The organism is Streptomyces viridosporus (assembly GCF_002078235.1).
GTDB classification, from domain to species: Bacteria; Actinomycetota; Actinomycetes; order Streptomycetales; family Streptomycetaceae; genus Streptomyces; species Streptomyces viridosporus.
This window is the reverse complement of the sequence record NZ_MSGP01000294.1, coordinates 1-17,383: the sequence shown is the minus strand read 5'-3', so window position 1 is coordinate 17,383 and position 17,383 is coordinate 1. Positions and strand designations below refer to the sequence as shown.

Below are 17,383 nucleotides of genomic sequence, written 5' to 3'. Positions count from 1 at the left end.
TCAGGCCGGTGCGGTACTCGGGCAGGTCCGGCAGGAAGATCCAGGCGAGGGCGAACATCACCGCCGGGCCGACGAGCCAGTTGACGACCAGTGAGGAGATCATCAGCTTCCGGTCGCCGGTGACCGCGTCGAGCCGGTCGTAGCGGACCTTGGCCAGGACCGGGTACATCATGATCAGCAGGCCGATGGCGATCGGCAGGGAGATGCCGCCGATCTCCACCTTCGCCAGGGCGTCGTTCAGTCCCGGAACGGCGCGGCCCAGGCCGAGGCCGACGGCCATGGCGAGCAGGATCCATACGGCGAGGAAGCGGTCGAGGGTCGACATCTTCGCGGCGATCGACGTCTCCGCGCCGGGGGTCGCGGGTGCTTCGGTGCGGGTCACGGACAGGCCCTCTTGTTCTCGGCGGCGGTGCGGGCGGAGGCGGCCAGGTCGGCGAACTGCTCGGAGAGCCCGGCCAGGACCTCGGGCTTGAGCCTGTAGTAGATGAAGCGGCCGCACGGCTCGGTCTCCACCAGTCCGGCCTCGCGCAGCACCTTCATGTGGTTGGACAGGTTGGTCTGCTTGGCTCCGGTCTCCTCGACCAGGTGGGTGGTGCAGAGCGTCTCGCGCGCCAGCAGGGTCACGATCTTCAGGCGGAGCGGATCGCCCAGCGCCCGGATTACATCAGGATCGACTGAAGTCAGCATGCGCTGATACTGTCACATCATCGCTCGCTGATACCAGCGGGGGCTGAAGTCATTGGCGGCTGGGTTCCGCCATGCGACGAGAGAGAACGATCACCATGGCCGACAAGCCGTCCGTCCTGTTCGTCTGCGTCCACAACGCCGGCCGCTCCCAGATGGCCGCCGCGTGGCTGACCCATCTGGCCGGGGACCGCGTCGAGGTCCGCTCGGCCGGCTCCCACCCCGGCGATCAGGTCAACCCGGCCGCCGTGGAGGCCATGCGCGAGGTCGGCATCGACATCTCCGCCGAGGTGCCGAAGGTCCTGACCATCGACGCGGTCAAGGAGTCGGACGTCTGCATCACCATGGGCTGCGGCGACACCTGCCCGGTCTTCCCCGGCAAGCGCTACCTGGACTGGACGCTGGACGACCCGGCCGGCCAGGGCGTCGAGGCCGTCCGCCCGATTCGTGACGAGATCAAGAAGCTGGTCGAGGGCCTGATCGAGGAGATCGCGCCGGAGAAGACGGCATGAGCAACGCTGAAGTGCGCGACGTCGTCGTCATCGGCTCCGGCCCCGCCGGATACACCGCTGCCCTCTACACCGCCCGCGCGAGCCTCGAGCCGCTCGTCTTCGGCGGCGCCGTCTTTGTCGGCGGCTCCCTCACCACGACCACCGAGGTCGAGAACTTTCCCGGCTTCCCTGAGGGCATCGACGGCCCGGACCTCATGCAGAACATGCGGGCCCAGGCCGAAAGGTTCGGCGCCGAGATCGTCGAGGACGACATCGTCGCCGTCGACCTGACCGGCGACATCAAGACCGTCACCGACACCGTCGGGACCGTGCACCGGGCGCGCACGGTGATCGTCGCGACCGGTTCCGGGTACCGCAAGCTCGGCCTGCCGAACGAAGAAGCGCTGTCCGGGCGGGGTGTGTCCTGGTGCGCCACCTGCGACGGCTTCTTCTTCCGCGACCGCGACATCGTGGTCGTCGGCGGCGGCGACACCGCGATGGAAGAAGCCACCTTCCTCACCCGCTTCGCCAGGTCCGTGACGATCGTGCACCGCCGGTCCACCCTGCGCGCCTCTCAGGTGATGCAGAACCGCGCCTTCTCCGACGACAAGATCTCCTTCCTGTTCGACAGCGAGATCGCCGAACTCCACGAGAAGAACGGCATGCTGTCCGGCCTGAGCGTGCGCGACACCGTCACCGGCCGGACGCGCGAGGTGGCCGCGACCGGCCTGTTCGTCGCGATCGGCCACGACCCTCGGACCGAGCTGTTCAAGGGCCAACTGGAGCTGGACGGCGAGGGCTACCTCAAGGTCGAGGCCCCCTCGACACGGACGAACATCCCCGGCGTCTTCGGCGCGGGTGACGTCGTCGACCACACCTACCGCCAGGCCATCACCGCTGCCGGCTCCGGCTGCGCGGCCGCGCTGGACGCCGAGCGGTACCTGGCGGCCCTCGCCGACGTGCCCGCACCGGTCGAGGCCGTGGCCGTCTGAGGCATCCGCCCCACGCGCAGGAGGAAAGACGTGGCTCTCAAGAACGTCACCGACGACTCCTTCGACCAGGACGTCCTGAAGAGCGACAAGCCCGCGCTCGTCGACTTCTGGGCGGCCTGGTGCGGTCCCTGCCGGCAGCTCGCCCCCTCCCTGGAGGCGATCGCCGCCGAGCACGGCGACAAGATCGAGATCGTCAAGCTGAACATCGACGAGAATCCGGGCACCGCCGCCCGGTATGGCGTGATGTCCATCCCGACGATGAACGTCTACGTCGGCGGCGAGGTCGCCCGGACCGTCGTCGGCGCCAAGCCGAAGGCCGCGCTGGAGCGCGACCTGGCCGACTATCTCGGCCGAGCTGTCAGCCGCACACGATGAAGGACCGGCCCCTGCGGGGACGGTCCTTCGGCACGGGCTTGGCGCGGGGTGCGGGGTTACACCCGGTCGAGGGCGTTCGCCGCCAGGGCGCCGACCGCCGGGTCCAGGATCGCGCGCACCCTGTTCAGGTCGTCGTAGTTCACCGAGTACCAGGACCAGGTGCCGCGGCGTTCACGGTTCAGCAGGCCCGCCTCGGTCATGATCTTCAGGTGGTGGCTGACGGTGGGCTGCCGGAAGCCCAGGCAGTCGGCCAGGTCGCAGACGCATGCCTCACCGGCCGGGGCGTGCTCGATACGGCATTCCGCGGCCATCGGTCGTGACGGTGCGGAAGGAGTAGAACCCCCAGATCCTGTGCCGGTCCGGCCTGATCGCAACGGGCGCATTGCGGTGGGTGGAATCAACGGCGGCCGGTCGGCAGCCAGCGGTCCAGGTAGGTCCGCAGGCCGTCCAGGTCGGTCCCCCGTGCGACATAGCCCAGGTAGCCGTCGGGGCGAACGAGTCCCTGCGCGACGCCCGGCCACGGGCTCCGTCCGCCGAGCCGGTAGACGGAGACCAGACCGCCCCGCCTCTCCAGGACCGGCGAGAGCCGTTCGTCCGGCCAGAGGGGCGGTGGCCCGGACAGCAGCAGGTGCCAGCCCGGTGCCGCCGTGCGCGCCTGCAGCCCACGGGGCAGGTCGGGCAGCCGGTCCCCGGCTCTCGGCCCGCCCCTGGGCGGTCGCGAGCCGGCCGTGGAGGCGGGGCTGCGCCGATAGTGGATGCCCAGTTCGGAGACGGTCCGGAAGAGCCGCCCGCGGATCCCGGCCGCGCGCAGCACCAGCGGCGCCAGACGCGGGGCGACGTGGGTGCGGCCGACGCGGAGGACGAGGTTGCCGCTGGTGGCGATGGTGAAGGCGCGGTCGGTGAAGCGCAGCACGCTGTGGCCGACGGGTGCCCGCTCGGCCTCATACGTTGCCAGCAGTTCCTCGGGCGCCGCGCCCCGGCAGACGAGGGCGAGCTTCCAGCCGAGGTTGAGCGCGTCCTGGATGCCGGTGTTCATGCCCTGCCCGCCGGCCGGGCTGTGGATATGGGCCGCATCCCCCGCGAGGAAGCAGGGGCCAAAGCGGTAGCGGGCGGCGCTGCGGTTGTGGAGGCGGAAGTCGGTCATCCAGACCGGGTCCCGCAGCGTCAGCCGCTCGCCGGTGTAGCGGTCGGTCATCTCCTGCAACAACGGCAGGTCCATCTCGGCCGCCGGGGCGTCGGGCGGTCGCATTGCGAGCATGCGCCAGCCGGCCGGTGAGCCGAGCGGGAAGAAGAACATCATCCCCACCCCGCGCATGTACGAATGCACGGAGTCCGGCTCCAGCCCGTCGACCTCCAGGTCGGCGAGCAGGAACGTCTGCGGGTAGGCGTATCCCTCGAATCCGATGCCGGCCTGGCTGCGCACGGTGCTGTGGGCGCCGTCGCAGCCCACGACGTAGCGCGCCTCCACGGCCTCCTGCGAGCCGTCATCGCAGCGCAGCCGGCAGACGACGCACGAGTCCGTCGCCTCCAGCCGGACCAGTTCGGTGCCACGCTCGATCGTCACGTCCCGCACGGCCAGGTGCTCGGAGAGGACGTGCTCCGTCTCGGCCTGCGAGAGGAACAGCAGGAACGGGTACGCCGTGTCGGTCAGTCCGATGTCGAACAACCGCAGCGCCACCACGCGGCGGGGCAGATGCAGCCGCAGCCGCATCGCCGGGTTGCCGCGGGCCACCAGCTCTTCCGTCACCCCGAAGCCCGCCAGCGCCTCCAGGGTGCGGGGCTGGATGGCAAGCGCCCGTGATTCCCGCACCCGGTCGAGGGAACGGTCAACGATCCTGAACCGAGCTCCATACGCGCGCAGTTGCGCGGCGAGGGCAAGACCGGTCGGCCCCGCTCCCACTACCAGCACGTCCAGCGGTGCCGTCATGAATCCACGGTAGTGGAGGCGCGAGGCGCGCGAGATCCCTCGGCGCGTCCTACGTCGAGCCTGTGCCCTGCTCCGACGAGAAGAGAGGCCGAGCAACCGTTGACGCTGCGGTCAGCGTGAACGGCCGAGCCGGGACAGGACGTGCGCGGCGTCGCGTCCGACGCCGCGCAGGGTGTTGGAGGAGAAGCTGCGCTGGAACTCGATGCCGACGAAGCCGAGCCCCGCAATGGTGGCGATGCCGCCGTGGTGCCGGGGTCGACCGTCGAGGTCCAGGGCGCCGCTGCCGTCCAGGTAGGGGAAGGTGCGGCGGTAGCCGGTGGCCCAGACGATCGCATCAACGGATTCCTCGGCGCCGTCGGCCCACACGACACCGTCCGGGGTGAGGCGGGTGAACATCTCGCGCCGTTCGACGCCGTGGGTGTCAAGAGCGGTGCGGTAGCGCCCGTCGTCGAGGACGGACACCGGCATCCTCTCCAGCAGCCGACTCAACGGAGCGATGTCGAAGCCGGTGTGCTGGAACCACCAGTGCACGTCCCGGCCCAGCGGACGCTGCTTCAGCCAGCCGATGGGCCGCCGGGTGGCCAGCGTGGTTTCGGCGACCGCGCCGAGTTCGGCGGCGATCTGGACGGCGGAGTTGCCACCGCCCACAACCACGACCCGCTCACCGGTGAACGGGTCGGGGGCGCGGTAGTCGGCGGCGTGCAGCGACTGCCCGGCGAACTCCTCGTGTCCGGGCACGGCCGGTGTGTACGGGCCGCGGAAGGCCCCGGTCGCGGCCACGACCGCGGGTGCCGTGAACCGGCTGCCGTCGTGAGCGCGCACCACCCAGGCGCCGTCGCGGGGCAGCATCGAGGTGACGGTGGTGGAGGTATGGATATCGGCGTCAAGGCGGCGGGCATAGGCGCGCAGGTAGTCGACCACCTCGTCCCTGGCCGGGTAACGGTCGCCGTCGCCGGGGAAGCGCATGCCGGGCAGTGAGGAGTACCGGGCGGGGGAGAACAGGGTGAGGCTGTCGTAGTAGTGCGGCCAGGACCCGCCGGCCTGTTCGGCGGCCTCCAGGACGAGGGTGCGGGCGAAGCCGTGGCGAGGCGCGAGAGCGGCGGTGGCGAGACCGGACTGGCCGGCGCCGAGGACGACGAGGTCAGCGTGGTGCTCCATGAGACCCTTCTCTGCAACGTCGTTGTTTCGGGAAGTGACGAAATATGAACCGTGAAGCGGCACCGGCGAGCGGTGGCGTGAACGAGGGGGTCGACCCGGCGACCGCCGACTTCCTCAAGGCCCTGGCGAGCGAGACCCGCCAGCTGGTCATGCGGCAGTTCGCGGGCGGTGGCGAGCTGACCGTCGGGCAGATCGCCGAGCGATGCGGTCTCAAGCCGTCGACGGCTTCCGAGCATCTGAGCCTGTTGCGCCGCGGCGGCCTGGTCCTGTCCCGCAAGGAGGGCAGGCAGGTCTTCTACCGCGCCGACGGCACCACCATGGCGAGCCACCTGGACGCGCTCAAGGAGTACCTGATGCGCTGCTGCCCGCCCAACTGCGATGACTGACCGCTGCCGTCTCGGCGGCGGTCAGCCGCGCAGGTCGAGCATGGCGGCCATGGCCGCCACCACGGACGGGGCGACTTGGTAGTAGACCCAGGTGCCGCGCCGTTCGGAGGTCAGCAGGCCGGCCTCGCGCAGCTTCTTGAGGTGGTGGGAGACGGTCGGCTGGGAGACGCCGACGTCGGCGATGTCGCACACGCACGCCTCTCCGCCCGGGTGGGAGGCGACCTTGGAGAACAGCCGCAGTCGCACCGGGTCCGACAGCGCCTTGAACATGGCGGCCATCTTCTCCGCGTCTGCCTGGGACAGCTCCCCGGCCGTGATCGGCGGACAGCACGGCACCACGTCACCATCCTGCAGAACGGGCAGTCCCACAACCCCTGATTTCGACATGCGCCTATGTTGACACTCGTCGATACAGGTGGCAACCTCCGAGGCGCAGAGAGGCATCGATAGCCATCGAATCAAGGAAGCGTCGTGACCACCACCCTCCGCACCAGACTCACCACGGCCCGAGCCCGCCGCGCCGCCCGCCACCTGGCCGGCGTCAGCTTCTGCGACAGCTGCGCCCAGGTCATCGACAGCACCGCCCGAGCAGCTAAACGCCGGCAGCACGCCCAGCTGACCGCCTTCACCCACGCGCGCTGACCCCCTTCGCCCTTCAAGGAGACCGAGCACCATGAACACCCAGCAGCTGCCCGTCGTCGTCATCGGAGCAGGCCCCGCCGGACTGGCCGCCGCCGCCCACCTCGTCGAGCGCGGCATCGAGCCCCTCGTTCTGGAAGCGGGCGGCCGTGCCGGTGCGGCCGTCCGTGAGTGGAACCACGTGCGCCTGTTCTCCACCTGGGGCGAGGTCGTCGACCCCGCCGCCGAGAAGCTCCTCGCCCCCACCGGCTGGACACGCCCCGACCCGGCCACCTACCCCTCCGGCGGCGACTGGGCCGACCTCTACCTGCAGCCGCTCGCCGACGTCCTCGGCGACCGCGTCCGCTACGGTGCGCGCGTCACCGGCGTCTCCCGGACCGGCCGCGACCGAATCGTGGACGCCGGCCGCGAGGCCCAGACCTTCGTCGTGCACGTCGCCCACGCCGACGGCCGTGAAGAGCGCCTCTTCGCCCGCGCCGTCATCGACGCCTCCGGCACCTGGGCCACACCGTCCCCGGCCGGCGGCAGCGGCCTTGCCGCCCTCGGCGAGAAGGCCGCCGCGGACCGGATCACCTACCGCGTCCCGGACCTGAAGGACCCCGCCGTCCGCGCCCGGTACGCGGGCAGGCGCACCGCCGTGATCGGCTCCGGCGCCTCCGCGTTCACCGCCCTCGCCCACCTCGCCGATCTCGCCAAGTCCGGCGACGGCGCGGGGACGAAGAGCGTGTGGATCCTGCGCCGGGGTATCTCCGGCTCCACCTTCGGCGGCGGAGAGGCCGACCAGCTCCCGGCGCGCGGCGCCCTGGGCCTGGCGGCGAAGGCCGCCGTCGACGAGGGCCACGCCGACGCGGTCACCGGCTTCCGGACCGAGGCGATCGAGCGCGACACCGACGGCCGCCTGGTCCTGGTCGGCGAGGACGGGCGCCGCCTGGACGCGGTCGACGAGGTGATCGTCCTGACCGGCTTCCGCCCCGACCTGTCCTTCCTGGGCGAGCTGCGCCTGGGCCTCGACGTGCGTCTCCAGGCGCCGGTCGAGCTGGCTCCGCTGATCGATCCCAACCAGCACTCCTGCGGCACCGTCTACCCGCACGGCCACCGCGAGCTCTCCCACCCCGAGCAGGGTGTGTATCTGGTCGGGATGAAGTCCTACGGCCGCGCTCCGACGTTCCTGGCGATGACCGGCTACGAGCAGGTCCGCTCCGTCGCCGCGGCGATCGCCGGCGACCTCGACGCGGCCGACCGCGTGGAACTGACCCTGCCCGAGACCGGAGTCTGCGGCGGCGCCGGCCTGTTCGACGCCCCCGACGCCGCTCAGGCCGACGGCGGCGGCTGCTGCGCGCCCGCGCCGCAGCTCGTCCAGCTCGGCGCCCCCGCCCCGGTCGGGGCGGCTGCCGAGCAGGCCCCGGCGGGCGGCTGCTGCGGCTCGTGACCGACCTGGGCACCCCCGCACGCGGGGCCGCGACCGGAACAGGGGACCGGTCGCGGCCCCGCGCCGCCCTGCCCGCCCTCTGCGCCACGCAGATCGTGAGCTGGGGCATCGTCTACTACGCCTTCCCCGTCCTCAACCCCCAGATCACCCACGCGACCGGCTGGCCGGCCGGGGCGACCACCGCGGCGTTCTCCCTCGGTCTCGTCGTCTCCGCCCTCGCCGGGATCCGCGTCGGGCGCATCCTCGACCGTCGCGGCCCGCGCACCGTCATGACCGCCGGCTCTGTGCTCGGCGTAGTCAGCCTGCTGATCGTGGCTGCGGCCCCGAACGTCCCGGTCTTCATCGCCGGTTGGGCGCTGGCCGGGCTCGCGATGGCGGCCACCTTCTACCAGCCCGCCTTCGCCGCCCTCACCCGGTGGTGGGCCCCCGACCATGTACGCGCCCTGACAGTCGTCACCCTCGCCGGCGGGCTCGCCTCCACCGTCTTCGCACCCCTGACCGCGGCCCTCGCCGACCACCTGTCCTGGCGCCACACCTACCTCGTCCTCGCCGGCATCCTCGCCGCCGTCACCATCCCCGCCCACACCCTGGTACTGCGCGCACCCTGGCCCGACGCCCCGACCACCCCGGCACCCACGACCGCAGGCGCGGCCAACGCTGGGCGCAGCCGGCCCTTCCTGCTGCTCGCCGCCGCCTTTACCCTGTCCGGCTTCGCGATGTACGCCGGCGTTGTCGCTCTCGTCCCCCTTCTCCTGGAACGCGGGTACACCACCAGCCAGGCCGCCTGGGCCCTCGGCCTCGGCGGCGCCGGACAGACCCTCGGCCGCACCCTGTACGCCGCCCTCGCCCGCCGCACCACCGCCACCGCCCGCACCACGCTCCTGATCGCGCTCGGCGGACTGACCACCGCCGCCTTCGCCGCCGCCCCCGGCCCGTACGCCCTGCTCATCGCCGTGTCGGTGCTGGCCGGCATGGCCCGCGGCAACCTCACCCTGCTCCAGGCCACCGCCGTCACCGACCGCTGGGGCACCGCCCACTACGGCCGCATCTCCGGACTTCTCGCGGCACCGGCCACCACAGCGGCAGCCCTCGCGCCGTTCGCCGGCGCCGCCCTGGCCGTACCGCTCGGCGGCTACGGATCACTCTTCTGCCTCCTGGCCGCCGTCTCCGTGGCCGCCGCGCTCATCGCACCGTGGACAGCCACCGGCGCTGTACGCCGCCGATCCCCACGACTCTGACAGCAGCCACGATCACTCCGCAGAGCAACCACGCAGCAACATCAGCGATGTTTGCCAACAAGCATGCTGATTTGCCAACTGAGCTGCGTTGTCTCACCGGCGTCGGCAGGCGTGGCTTTGTAGGCGAGTTGCCGGAACGAGTGTTGCTCGCCGACGGGAACACCGGTTTGTGCCGGATACCGGTGTTCCCCGGTGGTGGGAACGCCGGGGTGCTTGCTTCCGGGCGGGCGGCTGCACGGGTTCTACGGTCGTAGTGCGACGCCGGCCTGGCGGAGCAGGGCGGCGAGGTCGTCCGGGATCGGCATGGGGGTGGTGAGTCCGGCGCGGGTGCGCCCGGTGTTGCCGTCCGGGTACTTCCCGGCCGCCGAGCCGGGAGCGGCCACGGCCAGGCGCACCAGCTGGCCAAGGGCCTCGCGCAGGTCGTGGTCGCGCAGGGCGAGGCGGAGCATCACCCCATGGGTGCGGGTGTGGGGCCATGGCCAGGGCTGGGACAGGATGTGGGCCCGCTCGGCGGCCCGCCATCGCTCTGCCGTCGGTCCCGGCGCGCAGGCTGTGGACATCTCGGCGGTGAATGCCTCAAGCAGGTGGGGCGGCATGGGGGCGCGGCGGGACACGGAAGACCTCCGATAGTTCAGGATTTCTTGAATTCAAGCATCCGTGTATCGTCTTGTCCATGCTGACCCTCGCGACCGACCTTGACGCCCTGACCCGCTTCGGCCGAGCGCTGGCCGACCCGATCCGCTGTCGCCTGCTGCTCGCGCTGCGCGAGGCCCCGGCGTACCCCTCCGACCTCGCCGACGAGCTGGGAATCTCCCGCACCCGGCTGTCGAACCACCTGGCGTGCCTGCGCGACTGCGGTCTGGTCGTCACCGTCCCCGACGGCCGCCGTACCCGCTACGAACTGGCCGACCCCCGCCTTGGCCACGCGCTGGACGACCTACGCAACGCCGTCGTGGCCGTCGCCACCGACCGCACGTGCGTCGACGCCGACGACAAGGGGTGCTGCTGATGACCGCGATACCCCTCGGACCCAGCCCGGCCCGCCATGACGTCCTCGCCCGCCGCATACGGCTGCTGGTCGCCGCGACCATCACGTACAACGTCATCGAGGCAGTCGTCGCCCTCACCGCCGGCGCCCTCGCCTCCTCCACCGCCCTGATCGGCTTCGGCCTCGACTCCGTCATCGAGGTCTCCTCCGCCGCCGCGGTCGCCTGGCAGTTCTCCGCCCGGGACCACGCCATCCGCGAGGCCCGCGAACAGCGCACCCTGCGGATCATCGCGGTGTCCTTCTTCGCCCTCGCCGCGTACGTCACCGTCGACGCCGTCCGCGCGCTGACCGGCACCGGGGAAGCCGAGCGGTCGATCCCCGGCATCGCCATCGCCGCCCTGTCACTGGCGATCATGCCGTTCCTGTCCGCCGCCCAGCGCCGTGCCGGCCGCGAACTCGGCTCCGCCTCCGCGGTCGCCGACTCCAAGCAGACGCTCCTGTGCACGTACCTGTCCGCCGTGCTCCTGCTCGGCCTGGTCCTCAACGCCACCCTTGGCTGGTCCTGGGCCGACCCCATCGCCGCCCTCGTCATCGCCGCCCTCGCGGTGAAGGAAGGCCGTGACGCCTGGCAGGGCAAAAGCTGCTGCGCAACACCCGCGGCCACCACGGCTACCGCTGACCACCCGAAAACAGACGCCTGCGGCTGCCGCCCGGGTTGCGACTGCTGCTCCTGAACCCGACGACCGGACCGGTCACGAACACGGCTGCGGCCGACGGCCAACTCCGACACGCCGCAGCGTGTTCCTAGAACTCACCAACATGTCCGTCATCAGCGTCGGCCAAGCGTTCTTTGAAGTCAGCTACAACCGCTCTTCGTTCTCACTGACGTAGCCAGACGCCCCGGAGCTCAACCTCGCCCGGTACATCAAGGACGGCACCGTCACCGACGTCGACAACGGAGAGTAGGAGGGGGCCACGATGAGCCTGTTCGGGGACGGCCTGGACGCCGCGGTGCAGAAGGCGTTCACCCGCCCGGCGCCCAAGAGCGCACCCGCGCAGATGCGCTACCTGGTCAGGCAGCTCAAGGGCACCCGTGCGGTCGCCCAGCTGCTGCGGATCTCGCAGCGCACCGTCGAGCGGTACGTGAAGGACCAGATCAAGAAACCCAGACCGGACCTCGCCGCCCGCCTGGAGCGCGAGGTGACCAAGCGGTGGCAGCCGCAGATCCGGGCCAGGGCGCGGCAGAAGGCGGCGACGACCGGCGGCCTCGTCCTCGACACCCGCGCCCGGCTCGGCTACACCGCGCCGATCGGCTCCACGGACGAGGACCGCGTCCGGCACCTGACCGTGGCGCTGCCCCCAGGGCTTCGGCATAGTCGGTTGACGCCCGGTTGCTGACGTCTCGTCGTGTTGGGCGGGGTCCGATGCAGAGCAGGCACGGACGTCCGTGATCATGGAGTTCTCTACGCTCTGTGACCTTGGACTGCCCGTGCCTGCCGCTGCATCATCGCTGACCTCCCCTGTCTTTGACCAGCTCAGACCGCATCCGGAAGTGTCCGGGAGCGAGCTTCCGGGGTTGCTGGAACGCCTTGCGCAGGTCCCGGACCCGCGTGATCCGCGGGGGTGCGGCATCCGCTCGTGACGGTCCTCGCGCTGACGGCCTGCGCGGTCCTCGCCGGAGCGAGATCCCTGCTGGCGGTGGGTGAATGGGTGGCCGACGCGCCGCCGGCCCTGCTCGAACGGCTCGGCACCGTCGTAGATCCGCTGTTGCCGAAACGGTCCTGGCCCGCGGAATCCACGATCCGGCGGCTGCTGGCCAGAGTCGACGCGGACGCCTTGGACCGCGCGGTCGGAGCCTGGCTCGCGGACCGGCAGACCAGAAACGAAGGACTACGGGGACTGGCGGTCGACGGGAAGTCGCTGCGGGGTGCGGCCCGCACAAAGGGACGGAAGATCCACCTCCTGGCCGCCTGCGACCACGCGCGCGCACTGGTCCTGGCCCAGATTGTTTTCGCCGGGCAGTTTTGGCCCCACTTTTGAGCCGTGTGGGGGAACGGTGCGGGAGGGCTGCGGGAAGAACGGATTGTTCTGGCCCCACCCTCGATCGGGTGACGTTTCGCGGGTGTCCTGGGGCGGAGTGGTGCAGGTGCGGGCCGTGGTCCGCGGCGGCCGGTAGCGTGTTGCCCATGGAGCCCGCCCGGCTGCTTCCCCTGACAGGAATGCGGACGGGCGGGCGCCTTGATGGCGCCCGCCCGTGGGCGAGGGGCTCGCAGGATTGTCAGCAGGGGACCGTTGTCGGTCAGTTCGCCGCTGTGTCCTTGGCTTGGGGGTCATCGCCAATCTCGTCAGCCGGATCGGTCACACGGTAGCGGCCCATGCTCCTGAAGATCAGAACGACGCCCAGGGGGGTCATGCCATAGAGCGCGGGGAAGTCTTTGCCGAATCTGGTGACGAGGAAGGCCAGCCCTGCAAGGGCGATGATCAGGACAGGACGCCTGATGACGTGGCTGCAAATGATTCCCAGTCGGCGCCATCCCCGTGCTTCGGTGAGCCGTGTCCAGTCTGACGGTGACATGACGTCAGCGTAGTCGTCGAGCACCCGGCGATGCAGCTGCGTGTTCGTGAGGGCCGAGGCTCGGGGGCGAAGGTGCAAGTCCTTGCCCCCGGCCAGCAGGTTCTCAGACTGCTGCCGCCTTGCGCTTGGCGGTGGTGCTGGCGAGGCGGAAGGACTGGGTGCCGGTCTCGATGATGTGGGCTTCGAAGGTGAGCCGGTCGACGATGGCCTGACAGAGACGCTTGTCGGTGAAGGTCTGGTCCCACTCGGTGAACGGCCTGTTCGACGCGACGGCGATCGCGTGCCGTTCCTCGCGCTCGGTGAAGATCTGGAACAGCAGCTCCGCGCCGTGGCGGTCGAGCTTGACGTAGCCGAGCTCGTCGAGGCAGAGCAGGTCGACCCGCAGAAGACTCATCACGCGGGACCAGCTCTCCACCACACTCATTCCCCACGATCCTCTCTGCGTGGACGCCCTCTACGGCTGCGTCGCTTCGACAGGCACGGGCAGTCCAAGGTTACAGAGCGTAGAGAACTCCATGATCACGGACGTCCGTGCCTGCTCTGCATCGGACCCCGCCCAACACGACGAGACGTCAGCAACCGGGCGTCAACCGACTATGCCGAAGCCCTGCCGATGGGCCCGCAGCACGCCGCCCGCCTCTTCGACGCCCAGCAGGCCGGCGCCGGCGACGCCCAGCTCCAGCAGATCGTGGCCGAAGGGCTCAAGGAGGTGTACTTCCAGGACGGCGGCCGCCGCGCCGGCCAGCTGGAGGAGGTCCGGTTCACCGACATCGAGCACCTGGAGTTCGACCTGTAGCCGCTCCACCACACGAGGCCCGGACCGATACGGTCCTGAGCCGAAGCGCGATAGCTGTCACATCGGCAGGCTTGTTGTCACCGGCAAGGCCGTAGGTGCGCACAGGTAAGACTTTGGCTGTCCTGTCGCATTGAAGGTGTCGGATTCTCACTCGTTCTCTTTCGTGCTGTCGGATCTCATTGCATCGCGTGCTGAGCGACGGCGCTTGTTTCGTTCGTGGGGTTCGATCTCACTGCACTTGCAACGGTCGCGACAGGACACGCCAGTCTGTGGGCGGTGGCCTGCCCGCGGGAGAGGGCCCGCAGGAAGGCCACCTTGTGCTGGATAAGGACGCAGAGGCGACCTGCGGGCCTCAGCCTGCTGCGGCCTCCCGAAACTGTGCGAAGTGGCCGGCATCCAATTCCGCGTGCCCGCCAGTGAAGCGGTTGCGCATGCGGCGGTCGTGAGTGACGACGACGACCGCGCCTTGGTAGCAGGCCAAAGCTCTTTCCAGTTCCTCGACCAAAGCCGGGGAGAGATGGTTGGTGGGCTCGTCCAGCAGCAGCAGGTCGACAGGTTCGCTGACCAAACGGGCCAGTTCGATCCGGCGCCGCTGTCCATAGGACAGCTCGCTCACTTTCAGAGGCAAGTCGGAGGGGCTGAACAGGCCGAGGGACAGGAGATGGTCGGTGTGCTCGTCCAGGTCGCCTCCCCGGCCGTGGGCGAACGCTTGCGGGACTGTCAGGCCGGGCGGCCACGGTGTTTCCTCCTGCCTCAAGTGCCCGACTCGGCCCCGCGTGCGCACCGTCCCCTCATCGGGCTGCAGCTCGCCCGCCAGCACCCGCATCAGCGTCGTCTTGCCGGCCCCGTTGGGTCCGGTGACCAACAGCCGCTCCTCTCCGCCGATTCGCAGCGACGGTACCTGCAGTCGGCCCTCGACACGGATGCCGGTGAGTTCTGCCGCAGCCTGCGACGTCTGACCGTCGGCGGTGGTCATTCGGGCAGCGAACACCAGCGGTTCGGGCGGCGGCGCGACAGGATTGTCCGTCAGCCGTTCGACACGCTCCTTCGCGTTGCGGATACGGACCATCGCCCCGTGACCGCGGCCGCGGGCACGGAAGCCGCCGTGGCCGAACACGGCAAATGGCAGCTTGCGAGGGATAGCGTCCAACCGTGCCACGTTCGTGGCGGCCAACTTCTGGTTGCGGGCCAGCTCCGTGCACCAGTCCGCGTACTCCTGCAGACGGCGCCGTCGCTCAGCGGCTTTGGCGGCAAGGTAGCCGTCGTAGCCGTCGCCGTAACGCGTCACCTTGCCCTCGCCGACCTCCAGGATCGTGGTGGTGACCCGTTCCAGGAACACCCGGTCATGGGTGACCGCGAGCACCGTGCCACGATGCGCCCGCAAGTGTGCCTCCAGCCACCCCACCGCCTGGTCGTCCAGATCGTTGGTCGGCTCGTCCAGCAGCAGCAGCTCCGGCTGGGACGCCAGGGTCGCGGCCAACGCCAGCCGTGACCGCTCACCGCCCGACAACGTGCCCAGGGGCCGATCCCGGGCCAGACCCGGCAGGCCGAGCCCGTGCAGGGCGATGTCCACCCGGGCATCGACTTCGTAGCCGGAGCGTGCCTCGTACTGGGCGACCAGGTGGGCGTAGGCGTCCAGCGCGGTAGTGAGCTCCGCCCCCGCCAAGCCCGTGAGCCCGGTTTCGACGTGACGCATCCGCGCTTCGAGATCACGCAGATCGGCAAGAGCCACATCCACCGCGTCCTGGACGCTGGCCTCGGGAGGCAGAGCCAACGACTGGGCGAGATAGCCCAAGCCGCCTGGCGCGATCACGGTCAGCTCGCCGTTGCTGGGCTGGTCCTGCCCGGCGATCAGCCGTAGCAGGGTGGATTTCCCGGCTCCGTTGTCGCCGATGATGCCGGCCCTCTCGCCCGGCTTGATGCTGAAGGACACGTCGTCCAGCACGACGTGGTCGTCGTAGCGGCGGGTGACGTTCTGAAGAGATAGCTGTGCAGTAAGCATGGAGTCCCCCTGTTCTCGGCCGGGCCGATCGGCATGGGTGGATGGACGCGTCCGCGCACGCCAGAGACACTCCGCGGCACGCCGGGCAGGCGGCCTCGTGGGAGAAGCGGGGAGCACGGATGAGAATGCGCGACGGCGGAGCGAGCTCAACGCGGCCGCGCGGGGACTGTCACAGGGAACCCATGTGCGGCACAGTAGGTGGGGAATCCATGCGTCTGCAAGCCATTTCTTCGGTGAGGCGGCAGAAGGGGTGGGGGAGGCGGGCGAATCCGCGCGAGGTGTACGGCATCGGCACGGACGGCATGGGCCGCCGGTCTCTTCGCCGGGCGGATGGGCCTTTTGCGAAAGCCAACTCGTTTGAGAACGACACCGCACCGCGTTCCCAGACCATCTGGCAGCCCCGCAGACCAGAGCCCCCTCACTCGCCAACTGAAATGCGACAGGACATTGGCAACGACGACTTCGCCGCACTCACGGCATGAACGACCGGCCTGCGGGCCTGCGGTGAGCCCCGGCCGTGTGGAACCGGGCGCTCGGGGCCGCACGTCCCCCCGTACATGCTGATCATCCTGGGGATACTCTTCGCCGTCGCGCCCGCCGTCGTCTGGATGACGATCGCCCGCACCCGCCCCGTCGGCTTCGCGATCGGCGGCACGCTGCTCGCCGGAGCCAGTCTGCTGATCAGTGTCCAGCAGGGCTGGATCGACGCCCCCAGACCCGACGCCCATCTCGTGTTCACGGCTCTCGCGCCCCTGCTCATCGCCTGCGGCGCGGGACTGGAAGGACGGCACGAGAACTCTCCTCCTCCGCAGTGGACCTCCCGCCGCAACGGAGCGATCGGCTTCCTGGGGACGCAGTTCGCCCTCACTCTCGTGGTCGGCCTCCTGTACGCGCTGATGCTCAGCGAAGGCTCGGACGCCCCGCCGTCCAAGGCCCTCCCCTCATTGCCGCCAGGCATCAGCATGGTTAACGAAGGCATCAGCTGCGGTTCCGGCGGCTGCTGGCGCGCCGCGACGGTCACCAGTGAGGACGGCCTGTCCCGCTCGGAGATCATCCGCGAACTGGGCCTCCAGCAGGAGAGCTGCCGCTCCAGCGGTTGGCTGCTCGACTGGCGTGACGTGTGCGTCGGAGCCAGGGACAATGGCGAGAACGTGACCATCTACGCTGGCTGGGGATACTGAGAGGTCGTTTCCTAGTCGGCCACGGTGGTCCTGAACGAGGATCTGTGACAAGCCGCGTGCCTCACCGGTGACAATCAGGCTGCTTCGACCGATCTCATACACCAGCTCAATCAGCTCTGCCGGTGACAACCGCCGTGCTTTGGCTCAGGTCCGGGACTCACTCGCCTATGCACCGGCAAAGGTCGGCAGCGTCACAGATCGCTCCAGGGGCGGGGGTGCCGCCGGTCAGGGGCGTCCACACGTTTTGGGTGGGGCCGTGCTGTTCGAGGTCCTCGAGGACGGCGGCGCCCAGCGGCACCTCGCGGGCGAGTGCGGTGACCAGGGGGTGCTGGGCGGCCATCGCCTGCAGGTCGCCGATCCGGCCCTCCAGCCGGGGGCGGGGGGCGCCGGTGAGGACGAACAGCAGGCGGGGGAAGACCGGATACCAGCGCAGCCGGCCGGCCGGGCCTCGTGCTGGAACAGTCGCGCGTACTCGATCAGTTTCACCGCCAGGCGCTCGCTGCTCATGGTGGCGCGGTCCAC

General features: G+C 70.2%; 20 protein-coding genes and 4 pseudogenes. 13 read left to right on the top strand and 11 right to left on the bottom strand.

Going from position 1 to position 17,383, the window contains the following annotated elements; genetic code table 11:
* Together B7L92_RS21155 and B7L92_RS21150 are read right to left on the bottom strand one after the other, a co-directional pair.
* Positions 1-382, bottom strand: a pseudogene (locus B7L92_RS21155) (arsenic resistance protein); the annotation flags it as partial.
* Complete coding sequence (locus B7L92_RS21150) at positions 379-687, bottom strand: ArsR/SmtB family transcription factor (RefSeq protein WP_081239060.1); 309 nt, start codon at positions 685-687, stop codon at positions 379-381. The pseudogene B7L92_RS21155 and the gene B7L92_RS21150, both read right to left, overlap by 4 nt.
* 95 nt (positions 688-782) lie before the next feature.
* Between B7L92_RS21150 and B7L92_RS21145 the strand changes: the two genes are divergently transcribed.
* The 3 genes from B7L92_RS21145 to trxA are packed head-to-tail and all read left to right on the top strand — an operon-like array spanning position 783 to position 2,542.
* Positions 783-1,196, top strand: a complete 414-nt coding sequence (locus B7L92_RS21145; protein ID WP_081239059.1) for an arsenate reductase ArsC — start codon at positions 783-785, stop codon at positions 1,194-1,196.
* Positions 1,193-2,167, top strand: a complete 975-nt coding sequence (gene trxB, locus B7L92_RS21140) for a thioredoxin-disulfide reductase (RefSeq protein ID WP_081239058.1) — start codon at positions 1,193-1,195, stop codon at positions 2,165-2,167. Before B7L92_RS21145 ends, trxB begins: the two co-directional genes overlap by 4 nt.
* A 30-nt stretch (positions 2,168-2,197) precedes the next feature.
* Positions 2,198-2,542 (top strand): thioredoxin, encoded by a 345-nt coding sequence (trxA, locus tag B7L92_RS21135; RefSeq protein WP_081239057.1) that lies wholly within the window; start codon positions 2,198-2,200, stop codon positions 2,540-2,542.
* Positions 2,543-2,598: 56 nt separating this feature from the next.
* Here the strand turns inward: trxA and B7L92_RS21130 are convergent, their stop codons facing one another.
* The 3 genes from B7L92_RS21130 to B7L92_RS21120 all read right to left on the bottom strand — a co-directional run bounded on the left by B7L92_RS21130 (position 2,599) and on the right by B7L92_RS21120 (position 5,627).
* The gene (locus B7L92_RS21130) at positions 2,599-2,853 is read right to left on the bottom strand and encodes an ArsR/SmtB family transcription factor (protein WP_438364008.1); all 255 of its coding nucleotides are present in this window, start codon (positions 2,851-2,853) and stop codon (positions 2,599-2,601) included.
* A gap of 86 nt (positions 2,854-2,939) precedes the next feature.
* The gene (locus B7L92_RS21125) at positions 2,940-4,469 is read right to left on the bottom strand and encodes an FAD-dependent monooxygenase (RefSeq protein ID WP_081239055.1); all 1,530 of its coding nucleotides are present in this window, start codon (positions 4,467-4,469) and stop codon (positions 2,940-2,942) included.
* A gap of 111 nt (positions 4,470-4,580) precedes the next feature.
* A complete protein-coding gene (locus B7L92_RS21120) occupies positions 4,581-5,627 on the bottom strand; it encodes a flavin-containing monooxygenase (protein WP_081239054.1) in 1,047 nt (348 codons plus the stop codon).
* A gap of 44 nt (positions 5,628-5,671) precedes the next feature.
* Here B7L92_RS21120 and B7L92_RS21115 point away from each other — a divergent pair, with 44 nt between their 5' ends.
* Complete coding sequence (locus B7L92_RS21115; protein WP_051044473.1) at positions 5,672-6,013, top strand: ArsR/SmtB family transcription factor; 342 nt, start codon at positions 5,672-5,674, stop codon at positions 6,011-6,013.
* A 21-nt stretch (positions 6,014-6,034) separates the two neighbouring features.
* Here B7L92_RS21115 and B7L92_RS21110 read toward each other — a convergent pair whose 3' ends face one another.
* Complete coding sequence (locus B7L92_RS21110; protein WP_026085580.1) at positions 6,035-6,400, bottom strand: ArsR/SmtB family transcription factor; 366 nt, start codon at positions 6,398-6,400, stop codon at positions 6,035-6,037.
* 84 nt (positions 6,401-6,484) lie between these two features.
* On the opposite strand from B7L92_RS21110, the gene B7L92_RS41140 reads away from it, so the two are divergent.
* The 3 genes from B7L92_RS41140 to B7L92_RS21100 are packed head-to-tail and all read left to right on the top strand — an operon-like array spanning position 6,485 to position 9,319.
* Positions 6,485-6,655: a hypothetical protein gene (locus B7L92_RS41140; RefSeq protein ID WP_016828397.1), complete on the top strand. Its 171-nt coding sequence runs from the start codon at positions 6,485-6,487 to the stop codon at positions 6,653-6,655.
* 31 nt (positions 6,656-6,686) lie between these two features.
* Positions 6,687-8,081, top strand: coding sequence for an NAD(P)-binding domain-containing protein (locus B7L92_RS21105; protein WP_081239053.1), 1,395 nt, complete (start codon positions 6,687-6,689; stop codon positions 8,079-8,081).
* On the top strand, positions 8,078-9,319 hold the full coding sequence (locus B7L92_RS21100) for an MFS transporter (protein ID WP_081239052.1): 1,242 nt from the start codon (positions 8,078-8,080) through the stop codon (positions 9,317-9,319). Before B7L92_RS21105 ends, B7L92_RS21100 begins: the two co-directional genes overlap by 4 nt.
* A gap of 242 nt (positions 9,320-9,561) precedes the next feature.
* Here B7L92_RS21100 and B7L92_RS21095 read toward each other — a convergent pair whose 3' ends face one another.
* On the bottom strand, positions 9,562-9,915 hold the full coding sequence (locus tag B7L92_RS21095; RefSeq protein ID WP_081239051.1) for a DUF3703 domain-containing protein: 354 nt from the start codon (positions 9,913-9,915) through the stop codon (positions 9,562-9,564).
* Positions 9,916-9,992: 77 nt separating this feature from the next.
* On the opposite strand from B7L92_RS21095, the gene B7L92_RS21090 reads away from it, so the two are divergent.
* The 4 genes and pseudogenes from B7L92_RS21090 to B7L92_RS21075 all read left to right on the top strand — a co-directional run bounded on the left by B7L92_RS21090 (position 9,993) and on the right by B7L92_RS21075 (position 12,347).
* Positions 9,993-10,328, top strand: a complete 336-nt coding sequence (locus tag B7L92_RS21090) for an ArsR/SmtB family transcription factor (RefSeq protein ID WP_081239050.1) — start codon at positions 9,993-9,995, stop codon at positions 10,326-10,328.
* Positions 10,328-11,041: a cation efflux transmembrane domain-containing protein gene (locus B7L92_RS21085; protein WP_081239061.1), complete on the top strand. Its 714-nt coding sequence runs from the start codon at positions 10,328-10,330 to the stop codon at positions 11,039-11,041. The genes B7L92_RS21090 and B7L92_RS21085 overlap by 1 nt, the downstream gene beginning before the upstream one ends.
* Before the next feature lie 244 nt (positions 11,042-11,285).
* A pseudogene (gene tpg / locus B7L92_RS21080) lies at positions 11,286-11,669 on the top strand (telomere-protecting terminal protein Tpg); the annotation flags it as partial.
* Positions 11,670-11,945: 276 nt separating this feature from the next.
* The gene (locus B7L92_RS21075; RefSeq protein ID WP_255311063.1) at positions 11,946-12,347 is read left to right on the top strand and encodes a transposase family protein; all 402 of its coding nucleotides are present in this window, start codon (positions 11,946-11,948) and stop codon (positions 12,345-12,347) included.
* A 259-nt stretch (positions 12,348-12,606) separates the two neighbouring features.
* On the opposite strand, the gene B7L92_RS21070 is transcribed toward B7L92_RS21075, so the two are convergent.
* Positions 12,607-12,906 (bottom strand): hypothetical protein, encoded by a 300-nt coding sequence (locus B7L92_RS21070; protein ID WP_255311062.1) that lies wholly within the window; start codon positions 12,904-12,906, stop codon positions 12,607-12,609.
* Between the two features lie 79 nt (positions 12,907-12,985).
* Positions 12,986-13,306, bottom strand: coding sequence for an ATP-binding protein (locus B7L92_RS21065; protein WP_218030460.1), 321 nt, complete (start codon positions 13,304-13,306; stop codon positions 12,986-12,988).
* A gap of 180 nt (positions 13,307-13,486) precedes the next feature.
* Between B7L92_RS21065 and B7L92_RS21060 the strand changes: the two are divergent.
* Positions 13,487-13,678 (top strand): annotated as a pseudogene (locus B7L92_RS21060) (telomere-protecting terminal protein Tpg); the annotation flags it as partial.
* Positions 13,679-14,030: 352 nt separating this feature from the next.
* Here the strand turns inward: B7L92_RS21060 and B7L92_RS21055 are convergent.
* Positions 14,031-15,680, bottom strand: a complete 1,650-nt coding sequence (locus B7L92_RS21055; RefSeq protein WP_081239049.1) for a TlrC/CarA/OleB/SrmB family ABC-F type ribosomal protection protein — start codon at positions 15,678-15,680, stop codon at positions 14,031-14,033.
* A 557-nt stretch (positions 15,681-16,237) separates the two neighbouring features.
* Here B7L92_RS21055 and B7L92_RS21050 point away from each other — a divergent pair.
* On the top strand, positions 16,238-16,861 hold the full coding sequence (locus B7L92_RS21050) for a hypothetical protein (protein WP_081239048.1): 624 nt from the start codon (positions 16,238-16,240) through the stop codon (positions 16,859-16,861).
* Between the two features lie 191 nt (positions 16,862-17,052).
* Here the strand turns inward: B7L92_RS21050 and B7L92_RS42525 are convergent.
* A pseudogene (locus B7L92_RS42525) lies at positions 17,053-17,383 on the bottom strand (replication-relaxation family protein); the annotation flags it as partial.